Here is a 17,199-nt window from a genome sequence, read left to right on the forward strand (position 1 = left end):
CGCCGCGTGTCGGCCGAGGCCGACGGCGACCGTCCAGCGTTCCCTCGCTACCCTGCTGTGGTGCCGTCTGCTCTGCCCGAACGACGTGGGACACACACGTGACCCGTCTCGAGGGGACCCTGCCGCAGTCGATCGCGACCGGTCGACGCCGTGCGATCGACGCGGTGGCGAGCCTCCCCGCGTGGGCCGCCGTGCTGCTGGTCTGGACCGGCGGTCGTCTCGTGTCGACGCTCTGGCTGGCGTTGGCGTACCCGCTGATGGCGCGCTCGCAACCGGAGAACGCGATCTGGGGGAACGAGCACGGGTTCCTGCGGTTCCTCACGTCCTGGGACGGCCAGTACTACGAGCAGATCTCGCTGCACGGCTACCCGACCACGCTGCCGCTCGACGCCGCCGGGCACGTCGCGCAGAACGCCTGGGCGTTCCTGCCCGCGTTCCCGTTCACCATCCGGCTGCTGACCGTGTCGACCGGGCTGCCGTTCGACGTCGGCGCACCGGCGGTGGCCGTGATCGCCGGGTTCGTCGCCGCGCTGCTCCTGCACCGACTCGTCCGCGAACGTGCCGGTGACGCAGCCGCCATGTGGGCGGTCTTCTTCTTCACGTGTGGACCGCTGTCCTTCCTGTTGCAGGTCGGGTACGCGGAGAGCACGTTCCTCGCGCTGACGTTCGGCGCGCTCCTGGCGCTGGAGCACCGGCGGTACGGGCTGCTGACGCTGCTCGGGGTCGCCGCCGCCTTCACCCGCCCGGGGGCCCTGGCGCTGCCGCTGACACTCGGCGTGGTCGCCCTGATCCGACTGGTCCAGCTGCGCCGCGGGTCCGTCCGCGTGCTCGACGGGTTCCCGCTCGGCGAACTGCTGCGGGTCGTCGGGGCCGGCGTGGCGATGGTGGCGGCCGGGCTGGCGTGGCCGTTCGTGGCGGCGCACGTGACCGGGCAGCCGGACGCCTACCTGGCGACGGAGATGTCCTGGTGGGTGAACTTCATCGGGCGCGTCGACTTCATGCCGCTGACGCCGTGGTTCCTCACGACGGCGAAGTGGCTCGGCGTCGGCGGGGTCATGATCGTGATCGGGCTGCTCGTCGGGTACCCGGTGTGGCTGCTGCGACGGTCGACCCGCAGGCTGGGGACCACCACGCTGGTGTTCTCGGGGGCCTACGCGCTGTACGTCTTCGCGGTGTCGCTGCCGATGGCCTCCACGCCGCGGCTGCTCATGCCGCTCGCGCCGCTGCTCGGGTCGCCGGAGCTCGTCGCGAAGCCGTGGATGCGGTGGACGCTGGTGACGTGCGCGGTGCTCGGGCAGCCGGTGCTCGTCGCGGTGCTGTGGCTGCTCGGCCCCCCGTGACAGCGCGTCCGCTCGCACCGCTGCACGGAGTGAGGGACCTCGCACCGGCTGCGTGATCGCGCGCCGTGCGAGGCCCCTCGCCCGCTAGAGCTCGACCGTGCCGTGGCTGCCGACGTCGGGCTGGGACTCCCGCCCGAGCGCGGCCTTCATCGTCTGCACGAGGGTGCCGACCTTGCCGGAGTCCTGCGTCCAGTACTCGACCGAGTCGCCCTCGACGGTGAGGAGCCGGATCGAGGGGTCGTCCCGCCCGTCCGGGAACCAGGCCTCGGCGAACGGCGACCACAGCTCGTCGATGACCGAGTCGTCCTGGGTGACCGTGGCCGTCCCCGCGATGGAGAGGTAGCCGCCCTGGGACTCGATCGCGACGTTGACGTGCGGGTTCCTGGCGATGTCGGCGACCTTCTCGCTGCCGTCCTGCACCAGGAAGCGCAGGGTGCGGTGGAAGGTCTTGTCCTGCACCGCGAGCGGTCGTGCGTGCAGGGACCCGTCCTCGCTGACCGTGGTCAGGAGGGCGGTTCGGGCTCCGTGGACGATGTCCGAGATGGCGGCGAGTTGGTCCGCCTGCGTGTCGGTCATGGTGCTCCTTCGCATCGAGTGCCCCGTTGCACCGACCTGGCCGGGCAACCCGGGGGCGTACCGTTCGGGTCAGTCTGCCCCTCGACCCTGGACACGTCCAGCACGTCGGTCAACGGCTCCCGACCGGCCAGGAGGCTCGGCGCGACTCCGCCCCGCCGGCTGCGGGGCGCGCGGTGCGGGTCCGTCAGGCGGGCTCGTGGATGGTCGTCTCGACGTCGACGACCTGTGGGATGCGCGGCATCGACGCGAAGCCGAAGCGCACGGGCGGGTCGAGCGGCGCCAGGTCCCCGAGGGGCTCCCCCGCCCAGGTCCCGCGCACGCCGGTGACGTCGTGCGCCCCGGTCACGCCGTAGTACTCGCGGCGGCCGTTGCCCGCCGAGCCCGCGGTGCCGGCACCCGGCGCGACGAGCCGCGCGATCGGGTTGATCGTCCGGAGCCACCTCGGGTCGCGGGCGATCGGCTTCGGCACGACCCGCAGCAGCCGACCGAGCGGCGAGATCGTGCCGACGTCGATCGTCGCGCGGAGCTGGCCGGCGTCGAGCTCCAGGCCGGACGCCGTGCGCCGAGCGTTGACCGGCAGGACGTCGACCGCGTCGAAACGGTAGGTGCCGGAGACGTAGGCGGCGACGATCTCGTCCGGGGCCAGCAGCACGCTGGACCCGTCGGGCAGCTCCACGAAGACGTCCGTGAACGCACCGAACGGGGACTGCTCCCACATGCCGATGACGAGCCGGACGCCCGAGGTCGTGCCGACGCCCATGATCCGCCCACGGAAGCGACGTTCGATCGTGCTGGAGTGCTGTGGCATGCGGTGGACGCTACCCGGCGCTCCCGTGAGGCGGTGCGGCGGACGCGCACCGGGCCTCCCGGCAGGTCGGTCAGGGGACGGGGACGGGCTCCGCCAGCAGCTCGCGGACCCGCGGCGCGACCGCGGTGCCGTAGAGCTCGATGGAGCGCATCATGTCCTCGTGCGGCAGACGCCCGGTGGCGTAGCGCATGTCGAAGCGGGAGACGCCGAGGATCCGCATGTTGCGGGCGATCTTGCGGGCGACGGTCTCCGGCGAACCGACGTAGAGCGAGCCGCCGGCGGAGAGCCCGGCCTGGTACTGGGCGACGTCGAGGGGCGGCCAGCCGCGCTCGCGCCCCAGCCGGTCGGTGACGTCCTTGTGGTAGGGCCAGTAGCGCTCGGCGGCTTCCTCGTCGGTCGCGGCGACGAACCCGGGCGAGTGCATCGCGATCGGCTGCTGCGGGATCTCGAGCTGGTCGAGGGCCTGGCGGTACAGGCGCGAGAACGGGGCGAACTGCGCGGGCTGCCCACCGATGATCGCGAGGAACAGCGGCATGCCGTAGGACGCGGCGCGGATGACCGACTGGGGCGACCCGCCGACGCCGATCCACGTCGGGATGGGGCCGTGCTCGAGCTTCGGGAAGACGTCCTGCTCGGTCAGCGGGGCGCGCTTGGTGCCGCTCCACGTGACGGTGTCGCCGCCACGGAGGGCCGCCCAGAGCTGCAGCTTCTCCTCGAACAGGACCTCGTAGTCGGACAGGTCGAAGCCGAACAGCGGGAAGGACTCGGTGAAGGACCCGCGGCCGAGGATGACCTCGGCGCGGCCGTTCGAGAGCGCGTCGACGGTGGCGAAGCGCTCGTACACGCGGACCGGGTCATCGGAGGACAGCACGGTGACGGCTGAGCCCATCCGGATGCGCTCGGTGCGGGCGGCGATGGCGGCGAGGACGACCTCGGGGGCGCTGACGGAGTAGTCGGCGCGGTGGTGCTCCCCCACGCCGATGAAGTCGATGCCCACCTGGTCGGCGAGGACGGCCTCGTCGACGAGGTCGCGGAGGCTCTGCGCGTGGGTGCGGGTGGTGCCGTCGAGGCGGTCGGTGACGTCGCCGAACGTGTCGAGGCCGAGCTGCACGGGACCGACGCGGTCCGGTGCGGGCGGCGGGACGTCCGAGGGACGACCGGTGCCGAATGCGTTGCTCATGCGATGCCTCCTGATTGATGCGTACGCATGAATCTAGCACAGGGGGACGTCGGACGCGAGGGGTCGGCAGGGCCCGCGTGTACCGTCGCGCCCATGCCGCAGATCCCCGACCAGACCGGCCGACGCATCATCGTCACCGGGTCCAACAGCGGCACCGGCAAGGAGACCGCCACCCGCCTGGCCGCCGCCGGTGCCGACGTCGTCATCGCCGTGCGCACGACGTCGAAGGGCGAGACCGCAGCGGACGAGATCCGCGCCGCGCACCCCGGCGCCTCGGTCGAGGTGCGCGAGCTCGACCTCGCCGACCTGGCGAGCGTCCGCCGCTTCGCCGCGGGCGTGCTCGACGACGACCGCCCCCTCGACGTGCTCGTGAACAACGCGGGCGTGATGGCGCCGCGCGAACGGTTCGAGACCGTCGACGGCTTCGAGCTGCAGTTCGGCACGAACTTCCTCGCCCCCTTCGCGCTGACGAACCTGCTGATGCCGGCACTGCTGCGTGCCGAGGCACCGCGCGTGGCGACGATGTCGAGCCTCGCGGCGGTGCCCGGGCGCATCCGGTTCGAGGACCTGCAGTGGCAGCGCGGCTACAGCCCGTTCCGCGCCTACGCCCAGTCGAAGCTCGCCGACCTGCTGTTCGCGCTGCACCTGCACACGCTGTCCGTCGAGCTCGACTGGCCGCTCCTCAGCACCGCCGCGCACCCCGGCTACACGCGCACGAACCTGCAGTCCGCCGGGCGGTCACTCGGGCGGTCGGCACCGGTGTCCTCGGACCAGCGGGCGTGGCCGTGGACGCAGGGCGTGGAGCAGGGCAGTGAGCCACTGCTGTTCGCCGCGGTCGGGCGTGCCGCCACGGGTGGGGCGTACTACGGACCCGCCGGGGCGTTCGGCATCACGGGCCCGACGTCCGTCGCGTCGATCCCCCGCTCGGCCCGGAGCACCGACCTGGCACGCAGCCTGTGGGCCGTGGCTGAGGACCTGACGGGGACGCACCTGCCGGCCTGAGCACCGGGGCGCAGACCCGTCAGGCGCGGTGGAGCTCCACGGAGCCGCTGACATCGCCCGGGTCGGCGAGCCGCGCGTGCTGCAGCACCGTGCGCCCGGGTCCGACGGCCGCCGCCACGATCGAGAGCGTCGCGAAGTGCCCCTCGGGCTCGACGGTGTCGCGGAGGATCGCGTCGGGGTCGTCCGGCGACAGCGCGGCCGAGGCGGCGAGGACCCCGAACCACGGTCCCCAGCCGTCGCCAGCGTCCGAGCCGTCACCGGCCTCTGACCGGGCCTCGGCGGCGCGGAGCTCGTCGAAGGGCGCGAGTTCGGGCGGTCCGTCCGGCGCGGCGACCTGCCGGAAGGCCTCGAGCCACCGGCCGATCCGCGGCGCCGCGGGGTCGTCGGGCTCACCGTGCGTGACCATGTGCACGCCCGGCCCGAGCTCCGTCGTCCGGACACGGACGCCGTCCCACGACAGCACCTCGGCCCCGGACGCGGTGGCCCGCACGAGGTTGAACGCCCGGGTCGTCGGCACCGAGCCGTCGTGTCCCGGCAGCTCCCCGTCGGCGACGGCGTCGAGGGGCAGCACCCCGCGGGTGGTCCAGGTGCCGTCGGCGGAGGGGACGTCCTCCCACCGGTTCAGCACGACGGCGAGCCCCCGTTCGTCGGACGCGGCGAGCCAGGCCCCGCCGGCCTCGCGGTCGCGGACACCGCGGACGGCCGGGTCGCGGTCGGGCCACCAGGCGGCGGGCGGGTCCCACGGGCGGGACGGGGACTCGTCACGCATGGCGAGCATGGTGACGGGCCACGCCGATCGGGGATCGACGCGGACGACGACGGTGCACATGCGACCGATCCTGCCACCCGCTCGCCGACCGCCGGGCCGGGCCGTCCGGGTAGCGTGAGCGCTGTGAACGAGGCACCGGAGCAGCGCAGGACCATCGTCGTCGGCATCACCGGGGGGATCGCGGCGTACAAGGCCGTGCAGGTGATCCGCGAGTTCGTCAAGGCGGGCCACGACGTCCACGTGGTCCCGACCGAGGGCGCGCTGCGCTTCGTCGGACTGCCGACGCTCGAGGCCCTGAGCCGGAACCCGGTCACGACGAGCGTGTTCGAGGACGTCGCCGAGGTGCGCCACGTGTCGCTCGGGCGTCGCGCGGACCTCGTGGTCGTCGCCCCCGCCACCGCTGACTCCCTCGCGCGGATGGCCGCTGGCCTCGCCGGGGACCTGCTCGGCACGACCCTGCTGGCGACCGAGGCGCCCGTCGTCGTCGCCCCCGCGATGCACCCGCAGATGTGGGAGCACCCCGCCACCCGGGCGAACCTCGCCACGCTCCGCGACCGCGGCGTGCACGTCGTCGGGCCGGTCGTCGGCGCGCTCACCGGCGACGACGCCGGCATCGGACGGATGTCGGAACCGGAGGACATCGCGGCCGCCGCCCTGGCGGTGCTCGCGCAGACGACGGACGCGAGCCGGACCACCGGGGCCGAGCCGAGCCTCCCGGCCGGCACCGACTCCCCGGCCGGCACCGGCTCCCCCGCCGGCACCGGCGCCCGCGGCGAGCAGGGCGACCTGGCCGGCGTTCACGTCGTCGTCAGCGCCGGCGGCACCCGCGAGCCCTTCGACCCGGTGCGCTTCGTCGGCAACCGCTCCAGCGGCCGACAGGGCGTGGCGATCGCCGCGGCCGCTGCGTCCCGGGGCGCGACCGTCACCCTGGTGTCCGCGAACGTCGACGCGGGTCTGACCGCCGGCCTCGACGCCCGGATCGTCCCCGTCGGCTCCGCCCTCGAGCTCGCCGAAGCCGTGCACGCCGCAGCCGCCGAGGCCGACGTCGTCGTGATGACCGCAGCGGTCGCCGACTACCGCCCCGCCGAGGTGCTCCAGGAGAAGCTCAAGAAGGACGCGCAGGGCGAGCGGATGACGCTGGAGCTGGTGCGGAACCCGGACGTGCTCGCCGACCTCGTGGCGAACCGCCGTGCCGGGCAGGTGATCGTGGGGTTCGCCGCCGAGACCGAGCCCGACCGGGACGCCCGCATCGAGCTCGGCCGCGCCAAGATCGCCCGGAAGCCGGCGGACCTGCTCGTGGTGAACCACGTCGGCTGGTCGGCGGGCTTCGAGCGCGAGGAGAACAAGGTCGAGGTCCTGGTGCCCGGCGGCGCGGTGGTGCGGGAGGCCGCCGGCACGAAGGCCGAGGTCGCCACGGTCCTGCTGGACCTGGTCGCGACCGCCCTGACCTGAGCTGACCTCTTCCTGTGGTCGCTCTGGGAGCATCCCGGGGTCCCAGGGCCACGATGGGCGCCATGGGACGACGCTCCGACCGCGCCAGACGCGCCTCCAGGACGGCGGCCGTGCTCGCGGTCGTCCTGGGCGGCGCCGGTGCCACGCACTTCCTCCGCCCGCGCGGCTACGACCGGATCGTGCCGGCCGGTCTGCCTCCGCGCACCACGACCCTGGCGTCCGGGATCGCCGAGCTCGGCATCGCCGCCGGCCTCGCGGTGCCCGCCACCCGCCGCGCCGCCGGGCTCGCCGCCGCGGCGCTGTTCGTCGCGGTCTTCCCCGCCAACGTGAAGATGGCACGCGACCTGCTGGACAGCCCCCGTTCGACCAGGGCCTCGCGGCTCGTCGCGGTCGTCCGGCTGCCCCTGCAGGCACCGCTCGTCGCCTGGGCCCTGCGCGTCAGCCGGCACGCGCCCCGCCGGTGAGCGTGTCCCCGCGGGACCGGGCCTCGGTCCCGCTGCTGCACCGCCCGGTGACCGTGCACGCGTGGGACGACGTCGTCTTCGCGCACTGGCGGCACGACCCGGAGGCCCTGGCACCGCTGCTCCCCCGCGGGGTCCGGCCCGACGTCGTGGACGGCAGCGCCTGGGCCGGGCTGTCCTCCTACGTGTTCCGCGAGACCGCGGTCCCGCCGTTCCCGCCGTCGCGTCGGCTCGGGTCGATGACCGAGGTGACGATCGAGGTCCTCACTGTCGACGACCGCGGCCGCCACGGGGTCGTCTACCGGACGGTCGACACGAACAACGTCCCGGCGATCGTCGCCGCGCACGCCCTGCTCGGCGTGCCGTACACGTTCTCCCGCGCCGGCGGTCGGCGCCGCGGGGACACGCTGGAGTACCGCTCGGTGCGGCACCCGGACCGGTGGGCAGGTCGGCTCCGGTCGGTGCCGTCGCTCCGGGTCGGAGGCCCGGCACGGCCCCGTCTCGCCACCACCGTCCGCGTCGTGGCCGGTGAGGTCGACGACTCCGCCCTCGCCGCCGAGCTCACGACCCGGGCGGGCATCCACGCGAAGCTCCTCGCGCAGACGGTGTTCTGGCAGCGGCAGCACCCACCACTCGTCCTGCGTCGGGGCCGGCTCGACCGGCTCGAGGGCGACCTGCCCGCTGCCGTCGGCCTGCCGGGGCTGTTCGACCGCGCACCGGACTCGGTGCTCGTGCTCGACGGCACGACGGTTCGGTACGGCTGGGGAGACGTGGTCCGGTGAGCGCCGCAGCCGGGCGCGACCCGTTCGACCTCGACCGCTTCGTGCGGGCGCAGGACGGCGTGCACGGCGTCGCGCTGGCGGAGCTCCGGCGCGGCCGCAAGTCCTCGCACTGGATGTGGTTCGTGTTCCCGCAGCTCGCCGGGCTCGGGCGCAGCGCCACCGCCGAGCGGTTCGCGGTCACCGGCCCCGACGAAGCCAGGGCGTACCTCGCGCACCCCGTGCTCGGCAGCCGACTGGCCGAGGTCACCGACGCGGCCGCCACCGTGCCGGCGTCGAGCGTGGACGCGCTCATGGGCGGCATCGACGCCCTGAAGCTGCGCTCCTCGATGACGCTGTTCGCCGCCGTCGCACCGGACCCCGCGCCCTTCCGCCGGGTGCTCGACCGCTGGTGGGACGGCGCCGAGGACGACCGCACGCTGGCCCTGCTGCGCACCGCGACCTGACACTCCCGATCCGAGCGCAACGCCGTTCGCATATCAGGTATCGTGACCGATGCGTCCGCACAGATCCCTGGTCGAACCGGACGAACCCGACCCGAAGGAAACGACATGCCGGTCCCCACCAGCGCCCCGACCGAGCACCAGCTGCTCCGCGACACCGTCCGTCAGAAGATCCACGAGGCGATCATGGACGGCACGCTCGAGCCGGGTGAGCGACTCAACGACGACGAGCTCATCTCCTGGCTCGGTGTCTCCCGCACCCCCATCCGCGAAGCCCTCAGCCAGCTCGCCCGCGCCGGCCTGATCGAGATGGCGCCGAACCGCTACACGCGCGTGACGACGCCCGACCCGGCCGAGGTGATCGAGGCCATGCAGACCCTCGGCGTGCTCTTCGGCGGCGTCGTGCGGCTCGCGGTGCCCCGGCTCACCACGGCGTCCCGCAAGAAGATCCTGACCGCGCTCGACCGCACCATCACCGAGCTCGAGGCCCACGACGTCGCCGCGGTGAACACCGACGCCCTCGGGGTCTTCGCGCTCTACGTCGCCGAGTGCGGCAACCCGAACCTGCAGCGCGTGTGCATCGACACGATGGACGGCCTGGCGTTCCGGCTGCGCCTGCCGAACCTCGACCAGCTCGTCGACTGGGACCGGATCACCGAGGACTTCCGCGTGCTCCGCGCCGCCACCGAGAGCGGGGACAACGTCGCCGCCGAACTCGCGACCGAGGCCATCCACCAGCTGCCCGGTCAGAAGCGCTGAGGACCCCCGTTCCTGCGAACGCCTGAGCATCCACACAGGAACCGCCCGTCTCGACCCGCGAGACGGGCGGTTCCTCGTTCCGCGGCGGCCAGCCGACACCCCGCCGAGGACTCCCAGCAGCGCGCCGCAGCCAGCCGGTAGCATCGCGGGAACCCACCCGACGAGCACTCCCGGAGCAGCAGATGAGCACTCGGCAGACGGACCGCACCGAGGTCGCCGCACGCCTCGCCGGAGCGGTCGGACGGATCAACCGCCGCGCCCGCACCGACTCCGCCTCGCTCGGGTACGGGATCATCTCCGCGCTCGCCACGATCCAGGCCCACGGACCCCTGCGCCCCGGCGACCTGTCGCGGATCGAGGTCGTCACGAAGCCCACGATGACCCGCATCCTGACGGAGCTCGAACAGCGCGGCTTCATCGCCCGCGAAGCCGACCCGACCGACGGCCGCGCGTTCATGGTGAGCGCCACCGAGGCCGGCATCGCCGCGGTCGAGGAAGCCCGTTCCCGACGCACCGGACTGGTCGCCGAGCTCATCGAGGAACTGCCCGCTGACGACGTCGCCGCGATCGCCCAGGCCCTCGACGCCCTCGAGCGTGTGGCGCAGGGTCGGACCGCTCAGGAGAATGCCAGCTCGGACCGCTGAACCAGCCGTTACCGAACCGTTACCGGCCGTTCAGGAGGGCTGGATCGGGCCGGGATGGACCGTCCGTTCAGGGTGACGAGTCATCGTTGCCGCTTCGCCATCGCGGCGGCCGCCCCACACGGTCGCGCACCGGCGGACGGACGGGCCCCACACCACCGTCCGGTCTCCCCCGGCTCCCCGTGCCCGCGCGACGACGCAGCGCGCACGATCGGAGTCGCCTGACCACCGGAAACGATGACAGGACAGCACCCCCTCCCCCCGAGCACGACCACCACCCCCACCACCCGCCGACAGGCGCTGGACTCCCCGAGCCGCCGGTTCCGCCGGGCCCTGCGTCGCCGCGGTGTCCTCGCCGTCAGCGGCGCCGCGGTCCTCGCGGTCGCGGGCGGTGCGCTCGCCGTCGGCACCCAGCCCGCCCTCGGTGAGGCGCTCGGGGTCCCGACCGCCAGCGCCTCCGCGACGCCGGCGCTCCACGGCACCGACCTCGACCGGGCCCAGGCGGCGGCGACCATCGTCACCGCCCGCACGGTCCTCGCGGACGCCAACGACAAGACCGACACCTCGACGCTCGAGCGCCACATCTCGGCGCTGTCCGACTACCCGACGCTCTCGGGCGGCGCGCTCAGCGACCGGATCGAGACGACCGTCGACACCGTGCAGGACGTCGCCCAGGCAAGCGCCGACCAGGACAAGCGCGACGCCGACGCCCGGGCCGCCGAAGCGAAGGCCCGGGCGGACGCCGCAGCCGCGAAGGCCGCCGCCGACGCAGCAGCAGCAGCCGCCGCGAAGGCCGCAGCAGCACAGGCGGCCGCGAACACCCCGGCCGGAGCCAAGGCCACCGCGAGCGCCCTCGCCGCGTCGCGGTTCGGCTGGGGAGCCGACCAGTTCCAGTGCCTCGACAACCTGTGGACCAAGGAGTCGGGCTGGAACTACCGGGCGTACAACGCGAACGGTGGCGCCACCGGCATCCCGCAGGCCCTGCCCGGGTCGAAGATGGGGACGGTCGCGGCCGACTGGCAGACCAATGCCACCACCCAGGTCACCTGGGGGCTGCAGTACATCTCGGCCGCGTACGGCACCCCGTGCGCCGCGTGGGGCCACTCGCAGGCGAACAACTTCTACTGAGCGACCACCCGCTCCTCAGCAGACGACACGCACGGCGACGGGTCCCGGGTTCCCCTCGGGGCCCGTCGCCGTGTAAGCAGAACCCGTGCCCCCGCTGACCGGACTCCGCCGCATGGCGCCCCGCGACCCTGCCGAGGACCACCGAGCCGCGAGCCCGCTCGAGCTGCTGTTCGACCTGGTGTTCGTCGTCGCGGTGGGCTTCGCCGCGACGAACCTGCACGAGATCGAGGCCGAGGGCCACGTCACGGCCGCGGTCCTCGCCTACGCGCTGGTCTTCTTCTCGATCTGGTGGGCGTGGATCAACTTCACGTGGTTCGCCACCTCGTTCGACACCGACGACTGGCTGTACCGCGTCACGACCTTCGTGCAGATGGCCGGTGTGCTCGTGCTCGCCGCCGGGGTCGGTCCGGCGATGCAGGACGGCGACTTCACCGTCGTCGTCATCGGGTACGTCGTGATGCGCCTGGCCCTCGTCGCACAGTGGATCCGTGCGGCCGTGTCCAGCCCGGCGTACCGGGCGAACGCGGTGCGCTACGCCGTGGGCATCGTCGTCGTGCAGGCGCTGTGGGTCGCCATGCTGTTCCTGCCAGCCGGCTCCATGCCGTTCGTGGCGCCGGTGCTCGTGCTGCTCGAGATGGCCGTCCCGGTGTGGGCGGAGTCCGGCACAGCGACGACGCCCTGGCACCGACGCCACATCGCCGAGCGGTACTCGCTGTTCACGCTGATCGTCCTCGGCGAGGGGCTCGTCGCCTCCGCGAGCGCGGTCATCGACGGCCTGCACGACGCGGAACACCTGGCGCCGCTGCTGGTCCTCGCCGCCGGTGGGCTCGTGATCGTCGCCGGACTGTGGTGGATCTACTTCTCCCGCGAGCAGCACGAGCACATCCGCGGTCTGCCGAGCGCGCTGCTGTTCGGCTACGGGCACTACGTCGTGTTCGCCGCCGCTGCCGCCCTGCCCGCCGGGATCGAGGTCGCGGTGAGCGCCGACGCGGGCCACGCGGACCTGTCGCACGCCTCGGTCGCCGCGACCGTCGCGGTCCCCGTGGCGGTCTTCGTCTCCGCCGTCTGGGCGCTGGCCCTGCGCCCGTCGCTCACCCTCCGGGCGAACGCGACCGTCGTCGTCCTCACCCTCGCGATCGTCGCGAGCACCGCCGTGCCGGCAGCCTCGCTCGTCGCGACGGCGCTGCTGGTGGCCGCGATCGTCGTGGTGCTCGAAGTCGCCGCCGTCCCCCTCCCAGGAAGCAGGACCCCATGACCACCTTCCCCCACGTCACCGTCGTCGGCGCCGGCGTCCTCGGCGCGCAGATCGCGTTCCAGGGAGCCGTCCACGGCCTCCCGGTCGTCGCGTACGACGTCGACGAGCAGGCGCTCGAGGCTGCGCGTACCCGGCTGCAGACGATCCACACGCAGTACCTGGCCGACCTCGGCGAGGAGCACCGCGATGCGGCTGACGCCGGCATCGCCCGCATCACCCTCACCAGCGACCTCGCCACGTGCGCGGCGGAGGCGGACCTCGTCATCGAGGCCGTCCCCGAGGTCCTCACGCTCAAGGAACGCGTGTACGCCGAACTCGCACGGACGGCTCCGGAGTCGACCGTGTTCGCGACGAACTCCTCGACCTTGCTGCCGAGCCAGCTCGCCGAGGCCACCGGCCGGCCGGACCGGTTCCTCGCGCTGCACTTCGCGAACCACATCTGGCGGCAGAACACCGCCGAGGTGATGGGCGGCCCGGAGACCGACCCGGCCGTGTTCGACCGGGTCCTCGCGTTCGCGGCCGAGATCGGCATGGTCCCGATCCCCGTCCGCAAAGAGCAGCCCGGGTACGTCCTCAACTCCCTGCTCGTCCCGCTCCTCGGCGCTGCCGCCCAGCTCGTCCTGCGCGGCGTGGCCGAACCCGAGACGGTCGACGCGACCTGGCGCATCGGGACCGGAGCCCCGATGGGGCCGTTCCAGATCATCGACGTGGTCGGTCTCCGGACGGTCCACGCCATCTCGTCGGCCAGCGACGACGAGGGTGCGCGGCTCTGGGCCGCGTACCTGCAGGAGCACTACCTCGACCAGGGGAAGTTCGGCGTGGAGTCCGGGGAGGGCTTCTACAGGTACTCCTGACCGGGCCTCCCGTCCGTCTGTGGTCGCGTCAGCCGATGCGGGCGATGCGGACGTCGACGCGCGAGAGCACGAGACGGTGTCGGGCGGCCTCGTCGAGAGCGGCGTCGTGCACGGCGCGGGCGACGGCCGGTGCCGGCGCGAAGCCGTCGGTGCCGATCACGATGCGGAGCACGGCGCCGTCGAGCACCAGGCGGCTGACCGTCGGGGTGACGCCGACGCGGATCGCGGTGACGGCGCTCTGCACCGTCGGGCGGGCGCGGAAGAGGTCGGCGACGCCGGGGACCTCGAGGACGACGGCCTCGATCGCGGCGAGGGCAGCGGCCGACCACGTGGGCGGCTCGGACGGGACCGCGGCAGGGAGCTGCGTGCCGGTCTCACGGGTGTCGTCGGTGTCGCTCATGCGTCGGCCTCCCCTGCAGTGCTGTCGGTGGTGTCGGTCGGGTCGACCGTGCGGGTCCGTCCGGAGGCGGCCTCGGATACGGCTGCCGGCTCGACCAGGAGGTCGCGGACCAGGACGTCGACGGCCTCGACGACCAGGTCGGTCTGCTCGGCCAGCGCGGTGGACACACCGGCGCGGACCAGCTCCGCCGTCGCGTGGATCGCGGGGCCGGCGATGATCGCGACCTCGACCGTGACACGCACGGGTGCGGCGAAGACGGTGACGTCGCCCTCGATGGAGCAGCGTGAGACGACGATGCCGGGGACGGCGTCGCCGGCACGACGGACGAGGGAGCGGATCGCGCCCTCGGTCATCACGGGACGCTCGGTCTCGGACTCGGCGCGCAGCGGGACATCGCGGCCGGCACGGGCCTCGAGCGAGATGTTCGCCAGCACCCCACCGATCCAGGACTCGTCCGCGGGGGCCTCGAGCTGGGCTGCCGTCTCGAGGGCGCTGAGCGAGGCGTTCCGCAGCCGGATGATGGCGGCGAGGGCGTTCTGGCACGCGGGCGAATCATCGATGCTCGGGTCCGCCGGCTGCATGCCGGCGTCGAGGTAGTCGGCGAGCTCGTCGATCGAGTGTCCGTCGAGGTCCTCGGGTTCGAGGGCGGCGAGGACGCTGGGGTCGCTCTCGCGGGGGTCGGGTCCGGCGGTCATCGCCATCCCTCCATCAGACTGATCATGTTCTTCCGGGCTCGGGACAGCAGCCCCCGGACGGTCGAGAGCGGCACGTCGAGCTCCTCGGCGATCTCCTCGTACCGGTAGCCGAGGAGTTCCTTCATCACCCAGCACCGACGCTGCGCCTCGGGCAGGGACGCCAGTGCGAGCTCGGCCGCGTGCTCCCGGTCCCGCGCCTCGGCGACCCGCTCGGGGGCACCGTCGGTGGGAGCGGCGACCTCGAGCTCGGTGACGTCGTCGTGGTCGCGGCGGGCACGGATGCGGTCGAGGCACTTGCGCGAGAGGATCCGCATCATCCACGCCCGGACGTGCGCGCGGTCCTCGAGGGCGTCGAGCTTGTCCCACGCGGTGATGAAGGTCTCCTGCACGACGTCGTCGAGCTCGTCGGTGGAGCCGAGCGTGCGACGCGCGTAGGCCCGGAGCAACGGCGTGTGCCGCCGGATCAGGACCTCGAACGCCCGGACGTCCCCGTCGGCCGAGCGGCCGACGAGGACGCCGTCGTCCAGGTCGACGAGGGCCGTCCCGGGAGGTTGGTGCTGCACGCTTACCTTCTACTGGTCAGTGATGGGGGAACGCCGTGCGCCGTCTCAGGCGACGCGAGCCGGCTGCGCGTCCTCGGCGTCGTCGTCCTCGCCCGGGATGAAGACGTCCTGCACCGTGACGTTGACCTCGGTGACGTCGAGGCCCACGAGCTGCTCGATCGCACGGGTGACCGACGAGCGGACGGCCTCGGCGAGGTCCTGCAGCGCGACGGGGTACTCGGCGACGATGACGACGTCGGCGGCGACCTGGTGCTCACCGACCTCGACCTTGACGCCCTGGCTGTGGTCGCGCTGGCCGATGGCGTCGCGGAGGGCGCCGATGGCACGGGCTGCGCCGCCGCCGAGGCCGTGGACGCCGGGGACCTCGCGCACGGCGATGCCGGCGACCTTCGAGACGACGGCGTCGTCGATGACGGTCTTGCCGGAGGCGGTGGGGGTCGTGCTCGTGGCGCGGGTGATGTCGGTCATGGTCGTGCTCCTTCTGTCGCGGGTCGTGGTGTTCGTCGTTCGAGGTGTTCGTCGTTCACGGATGGGACGGCAGGCCCGGGTGGATCGTCACGGGGTCCAGGCAACTGCCAGCTTCCGGTCCGGACCCCGGATGCGGCAGGGTTGTCCCATGTCGACCGTGATCGCCGTCTGCCGTGTGGACCGCCTGCTGCCCGACTCCGGCGTCATCGGGGTCACGGCCATCGACAAACGCCCCGTCGAGGGGCCCGTCCGTGTCCGGCCGCTCGGGTTGCACGCCGACGTGCAGGCCGACCGGAAGCACCACGGCGGCGAGGACCAGGCCGTGTACGCCTACGCCGACGAGGACGCCGAGCACTTCGCCGCGATGCTCGACCGCCCCGTCCCCGCCGGGCTGTTCGGCGAGAACCTCCGCACGTCCGGGGTCGAGGTCACCGGAGCGGTCATCGGGGAGCGCTGGCGCGTCGGTGAGACCCTGCTGCTCGAGGTCACGATCCCCCGCATCCCCTGTGGCACCTTCGCCAGGCGGATGGGCATCGCGAAGTGGGTGAAGCGGTTCGCGGACGAGGGCCGACCCGGCGCGTACCTCCGCGTGCTGAAGTCGGGACCGGTCGCTGCGGGCGACTCCGTCACGGTCGTCGACCGGCCGGCGCACGGCGTCACCATCGGCGACATGTTCGCCGGGCTCACGCCGGAACAGGCGCAGGCCGTGCTCGACGTCGACCGGCCGGTCGCGCCGAAGGTGGAGCGCGAGGCGCGCAAGGCGCTGGCGCCCGGGCGGGTCCGCGCGGTTTCGACGGACTGAGTCATGACGTTGGTGGTGCTCGAGCTGCGGGCCTGAGCCCGTGGCTTGCGTGGATCCGGCGAGTGTTGGCGCGTTCGATCCAAGGCGCGAACGCGTCGGCTCGGTCATGGTGGTTGGTGAAGGGCCACCGGTAGGCCCACGGAGATCCCCCGAACCAACCGGTGCGGGGGGGGTTCTCCCGTGTGGGCTCTGTGTGTTCGATGGGTCCGATCAGAACTTGCTGCGGCAGTCCCAGAGGCCGGCGACGATGCTGCCGACCATCCCGACTGCACCGCCGGTCACCGCGCCCTCGATGCAGCCGATCGCGATGGTGGTCGCGCAACCGGCCACGGCGCCAGCGATCGCCCCGCTGATGCCGTGTGAGGACATGCAGTCGAGCCACTTCTTGTTCAGCCCGGACGTTGACGCAGCGTGGTCGATGCTCGCCTGCGACAGGGTGACGGTGGCGTGGTGGTCGTCGGAGACGTCCCAAGCAGAGATGGCGGTGTCCTCGGAGGCGACGAGCGCCGGGAGGTCGAGCCGGTCGCGCAACGCGCCTGCGGAATCGATGATCTCCAGCGCACCGGCCGCGTCGGTTGCCAGCGTGAGATCCGCCCCGACCAGGAGGTCGATGTCGACCGATCGCGATGCAGCGTCCGTGGCGTACTTGAGCAGGTAGTCGTTTGCGGTCACGGTCTCTGTGTTCGTCGGCACGGTGTGCGCGGCGGAGACCTCTGGGGCCGACAGCGTGATGGCGCTGGCAGGTGCGGTCAGGCCGACGGAGGCGACCAAGACGGCTGTCGCTGCAACGACGGTGCCGAGGGGACGAATGCGCAAGAGGATCT

General features: G+C 73.1%; 21 protein-coding genes. 12 read left to right on the forward strand and 9 right to left on the reverse strand.

Features of this window, described 5'->3' with window-relative positions:
• Positions 1-98 precede the first annotated feature (98 nt).
• Complete coding sequence (locus tag ITJ68_RS15165; RefSeq protein WP_194662365.1) at positions 99-1,340, forward strand: hypothetical protein; 1,242 nt, start codon at positions 99-101, stop codon at positions 1,338-1,340.
• 84 nt (positions 1,341-1,424) lie between these two features.
• Here the strand turns inward: ITJ68_RS15165 and ITJ68_RS15170 are convergent, their stop codons facing one another.
• From ITJ68_RS15170 to ITJ68_RS15180, 3 genes are all read right to left on the reverse strand, one after another.
• Positions 1,425-1,916 (reverse strand): pyridoxamine 5'-phosphate oxidase family protein, encoded by a 492-nt coding sequence (locus ITJ68_RS15170; RefSeq protein WP_194662367.1) that lies wholly within the window; start codon positions 1,914-1,916, stop codon positions 1,425-1,427.
• A gap of 184 nt (positions 1,917-2,100) precedes the next feature.
• Positions 2,101-2,724 carry a hypothetical protein gene (locus ITJ68_RS15175; protein WP_194662369.1) on the reverse strand — a complete coding sequence of 208 codons (624 nt, stop codon included), beginning with the start codon at positions 2,722-2,724 and terminating at the stop codon, positions 2,101-2,103.
• A 70-nt stretch (positions 2,725-2,794) separates the two neighbouring features.
• Positions 2,795-3,904, reverse strand: a complete 1,110-nt coding sequence (locus ITJ68_RS15180; RefSeq protein ID WP_194662371.1) for an LLM class flavin-dependent oxidoreductase — start codon at positions 3,902-3,904, stop codon at positions 2,795-2,797.
• A 93-nt stretch (positions 3,905-3,997) separates the two neighbouring features.
• Here ITJ68_RS15180 and ITJ68_RS15185 point away from each other — a divergent pair, with 93 nt between their 5' ends.
• Positions 3,998-4,906 carry an SDR family oxidoreductase gene (locus ITJ68_RS15185; protein ID WP_194662373.1) on the forward strand — a complete coding sequence of 303 codons (909 nt, stop codon included), beginning with the start codon at positions 3,998-4,000 and terminating at the stop codon, positions 4,904-4,906.
• 19 nt (positions 4,907-4,925) lie between these two features.
• On the opposite strand, the gene ITJ68_RS15190 is transcribed toward ITJ68_RS15185, so the two are convergent.
• Positions 4,926-5,735 (reverse strand): NRDE family protein, encoded by an 810-nt coding sequence (locus tag ITJ68_RS15190; protein ID WP_194662377.1) that lies wholly within the window; start codon positions 5,733-5,735, stop codon positions 4,926-4,928.
• Positions 5,736-5,798: 63 nt separating this feature from the next.
• Here ITJ68_RS15190 and ITJ68_RS15195 point away from each other — a divergent pair, with 63 nt between their 5' ends.
• From ITJ68_RS15195 to ITJ68_RS15235, 9 genes are all read left to right on the forward strand, one after another.
• Positions 5,799-7,127 (forward strand): bifunctional phosphopantothenoylcysteine decarboxylase/phosphopantothenate synthase, encoded by a 1,329-nt coding sequence (locus tag ITJ68_RS15195; RefSeq protein WP_323743338.1) that lies wholly within the window; start codon positions 5,799-5,801, stop codon positions 7,125-7,127.
• 62 nt (positions 7,128-7,189) lie between these two features.
• Complete coding sequence (locus ITJ68_RS15200) at positions 7,190-7,591, forward strand: hypothetical protein (RefSeq protein WP_228505649.1); 402 nt, start codon at positions 7,190-7,192, stop codon at positions 7,589-7,591.
• On the forward strand, positions 7,588-8,370 hold the full coding sequence (locus ITJ68_RS15205; RefSeq protein ID WP_194662379.1) for a DUF2071 domain-containing protein: 783 nt from the start codon (positions 7,588-7,590) through the stop codon (positions 8,368-8,370). Before ITJ68_RS15200 ends, ITJ68_RS15205 begins: the two co-directional genes overlap by 4 nt.
• A complete protein-coding gene (locus ITJ68_RS15210; RefSeq protein WP_194662381.1) occupies positions 8,367-8,813 on the forward strand; it encodes a DUF1810 domain-containing protein in 447 nt (148 codons plus the stop codon). Before ITJ68_RS15205 ends, ITJ68_RS15210 begins: the two co-directional genes overlap by 4 nt.
• Positions 8,814-8,918: 105 nt before the next feature.
• Positions 8,919-9,569 carry a GntR family transcriptional regulator gene (locus ITJ68_RS15215; RefSeq protein ID WP_194662383.1) on the forward strand — a complete coding sequence of 217 codons (651 nt, stop codon included), beginning with the start codon at positions 8,919-8,921 and terminating at the stop codon, positions 9,567-9,569.
• Between the two features lie 182 nt (positions 9,570-9,751).
• A complete protein-coding gene (locus ITJ68_RS15220) occupies positions 9,752-10,213 on the forward strand; it encodes a MarR family winged helix-turn-helix transcriptional regulator (protein WP_194662385.1) in 462 nt (153 codons plus the stop codon).
• 234 nt (positions 10,214-10,447) lie between these two features.
• Complete coding sequence (locus ITJ68_RS19150; protein WP_228505651.1) at positions 10,448-11,338, forward strand: phospholipase; 891 nt, start codon at positions 10,448-10,450, stop codon at positions 11,336-11,338.
• A gap of 85 nt (positions 11,339-11,423) precedes the next feature.
• Positions 11,424-12,593: a low temperature requirement protein A gene (locus ITJ68_RS15230; RefSeq protein ID WP_323743339.1), complete on the forward strand. Its 1,170-nt coding sequence runs from the start codon at positions 11,424-11,426 to the stop codon at positions 12,591-12,593.
• Positions 12,590-13,447, forward strand: coding sequence for a 3-hydroxyacyl-CoA dehydrogenase (locus ITJ68_RS15235; protein ID WP_194662388.1), 858 nt, complete (start codon positions 12,590-12,592; stop codon positions 13,445-13,447). Before ITJ68_RS15230 ends, ITJ68_RS15235 begins: the two co-directional genes overlap by 4 nt.
• Positions 13,448-13,475: 28 nt before the next feature.
• Here ITJ68_RS15235 and ITJ68_RS15240 read toward each other — a convergent pair whose 3' ends face one another.
• Genes ITJ68_RS15240 through ITJ68_RS15255 form a run of 4 tightly spaced genes read right to left on the reverse strand, consistent with a single transcriptional unit; the run spans position 13,476 to position 15,573 of the window.
• A complete protein-coding gene (locus ITJ68_RS15240) occupies positions 13,476-13,847 on the reverse strand; it encodes a hypothetical protein (protein ID WP_194662390.1) in 372 nt (123 codons plus the stop codon).
• Positions 13,844-14,542 carry a hypothetical protein gene (locus ITJ68_RS15245; protein WP_194662392.1) on the reverse strand — a complete coding sequence of 233 codons (699 nt, stop codon included), beginning with the start codon at positions 14,540-14,542 and terminating at the stop codon, positions 13,844-13,846. Before ITJ68_RS15245 ends, ITJ68_RS15240 begins: the two co-directional genes overlap by 4 nt.
• Positions 14,539-15,105, reverse strand: a complete 567-nt coding sequence (locus tag ITJ68_RS15250; protein ID WP_194662394.1) for an RNA polymerase sigma factor — start codon at positions 15,103-15,105, stop codon at positions 14,539-14,541. The genes ITJ68_RS15245 and ITJ68_RS15250 overlap by 4 nt, the downstream gene beginning before the upstream one ends.
• 45 nt (positions 15,106-15,150) lie before the next feature.
• Positions 15,151-15,573, reverse strand: coding sequence for an Asp23/Gls24 family envelope stress response protein (locus tag ITJ68_RS15255; protein ID WP_194662396.1), 423 nt, complete (start codon positions 15,571-15,573; stop codon positions 15,151-15,153).
• A gap of 148 nt (positions 15,574-15,721) precedes the next feature.
• On the opposite strand from ITJ68_RS15255, the gene ITJ68_RS15260 reads away from it, so the two are divergent.
• On the forward strand, positions 15,722-16,375 hold the full coding sequence (locus ITJ68_RS15260; RefSeq protein ID WP_194662399.1) for an MOSC domain-containing protein: 654 nt from the start codon (positions 15,722-15,724) through the stop codon (positions 16,373-16,375).
• Between the two features lie 210 nt (positions 16,376-16,585).
• Here the strand turns inward: ITJ68_RS15260 and ITJ68_RS15265 are convergent, their stop codons facing one another.
• Positions 16,586-17,191 carry a hypothetical protein gene (locus ITJ68_RS15265; protein ID WP_194662400.1) on the reverse strand — a complete coding sequence of 202 codons (606 nt, stop codon included), beginning with the start codon at positions 17,189-17,191 and terminating at the stop codon, positions 16,586-16,588.
• Between the last annotated feature and the right edge of the window lie 8 nt (positions 17,192-17,199).

Source organism: Curtobacterium sp. VKM Ac-1395, assembly GCF_015350975.1.
In the GTDB taxonomy this organism is placed as follows: domain Bacteria; phylum Actinomycetota; class Actinomycetes; order Actinomycetales; family Microbacteriaceae; genus Curtobacterium.

What these genes read in the sequence shown, in the direction of transcription:
- ITJ68_RS15170 (WP_194662367.1), bottom strand. Translation starts at nt 1,916, where the DNA reads ATGACCGACACGCAGGCGGACCAACTCGCCGCCATCTCGGACATCGTC.
- ITJ68_RS15175 (WP_194662369.1), bottom strand. Translation starts at nt 2,724, where the DNA reads ATGCCACAGCACTCCAGCACGATCGAACGTCGCTTCCGTGGGCGGATC.
- ITJ68_RS15180 (WP_194662371.1), bottom strand. Translation starts at nt 3,904, where the DNA reads ATGAGCAACGCATTCGGCACCGGTCGTCCCTCGGACGTCCCGCCGCCC.
- ITJ68_RS15185 (WP_194662373.1), top strand. Translation starts at nt 3,998, where the DNA reads ATGCCGCAGATCCCCGACCAGACCGGCCGACGCATCATCGTCACCGGG.
- ITJ68_RS15190 (WP_194662377.1), bottom strand. Translation starts at nt 5,735, where the DNA reads ATGTGCACCGTCGTCGTCCGCGTCGATCCCCGATCGGCGTGGCCCGTC.
- ITJ68_RS15200 (WP_228505649.1), top strand. Translation starts at nt 7,190, where the DNA reads ATGGGACGACGCTCCGACCGCGCCAGACGCGCCTCCAGGACGGCGGCC.
- ITJ68_RS15215 (WP_194662383.1), top strand. Translation starts at nt 8,919, where the DNA reads ATGCCGGTCCCCACCAGCGCCCCGACCGAGCACCAGCTGCTCCGCGAC.
- ITJ68_RS15220 (WP_194662385.1), top strand. Translation starts at nt 9,752, where the DNA reads ATGAGCACTCGGCAGACGGACCGCACCGAGGTCGCCGCACGCCTCGCC.
- ITJ68_RS19150 (WP_228505651.1), top strand. Translation starts at nt 10,448, where the DNA reads ATGACAGGACAGCACCCCCTCCCCCCGAGCACGACCACCACCCCCACC.
- ITJ68_RS15235 (WP_194662388.1), top strand. Translation starts at nt 12,590, where the DNA reads ATGACCACCTTCCCCCACGTCACCGTCGTCGGCGCCGGCGTCCTCGGC.
- ITJ68_RS15240 (WP_194662390.1), bottom strand. Translation starts at nt 13,847, where the DNA reads ATGAGCGACACCGACGACACCCGTGAGACCGGCACGCAGCTCCCTGCC.
- ITJ68_RS15245 (WP_194662392.1), bottom strand. Translation starts at nt 14,542, where the DNA reads ATGACCGCCGGACCCGACCCCCGCGAGAGCGACCCCAGCGTCCTCGCC.
- ITJ68_RS15255 (WP_194662396.1), bottom strand. Translation starts at nt 15,573, where the DNA reads ATGACCGACATCACCCGCGCCACGAGCACGACCCCCACCGCCTCCGGC.
- ITJ68_RS15260 (WP_194662399.1), top strand. Translation starts at nt 15,722, where the DNA reads ATGTCGACCGTGATCGCCGTCTGCCGTGTGGACCGCCTGCTGCCCGAC.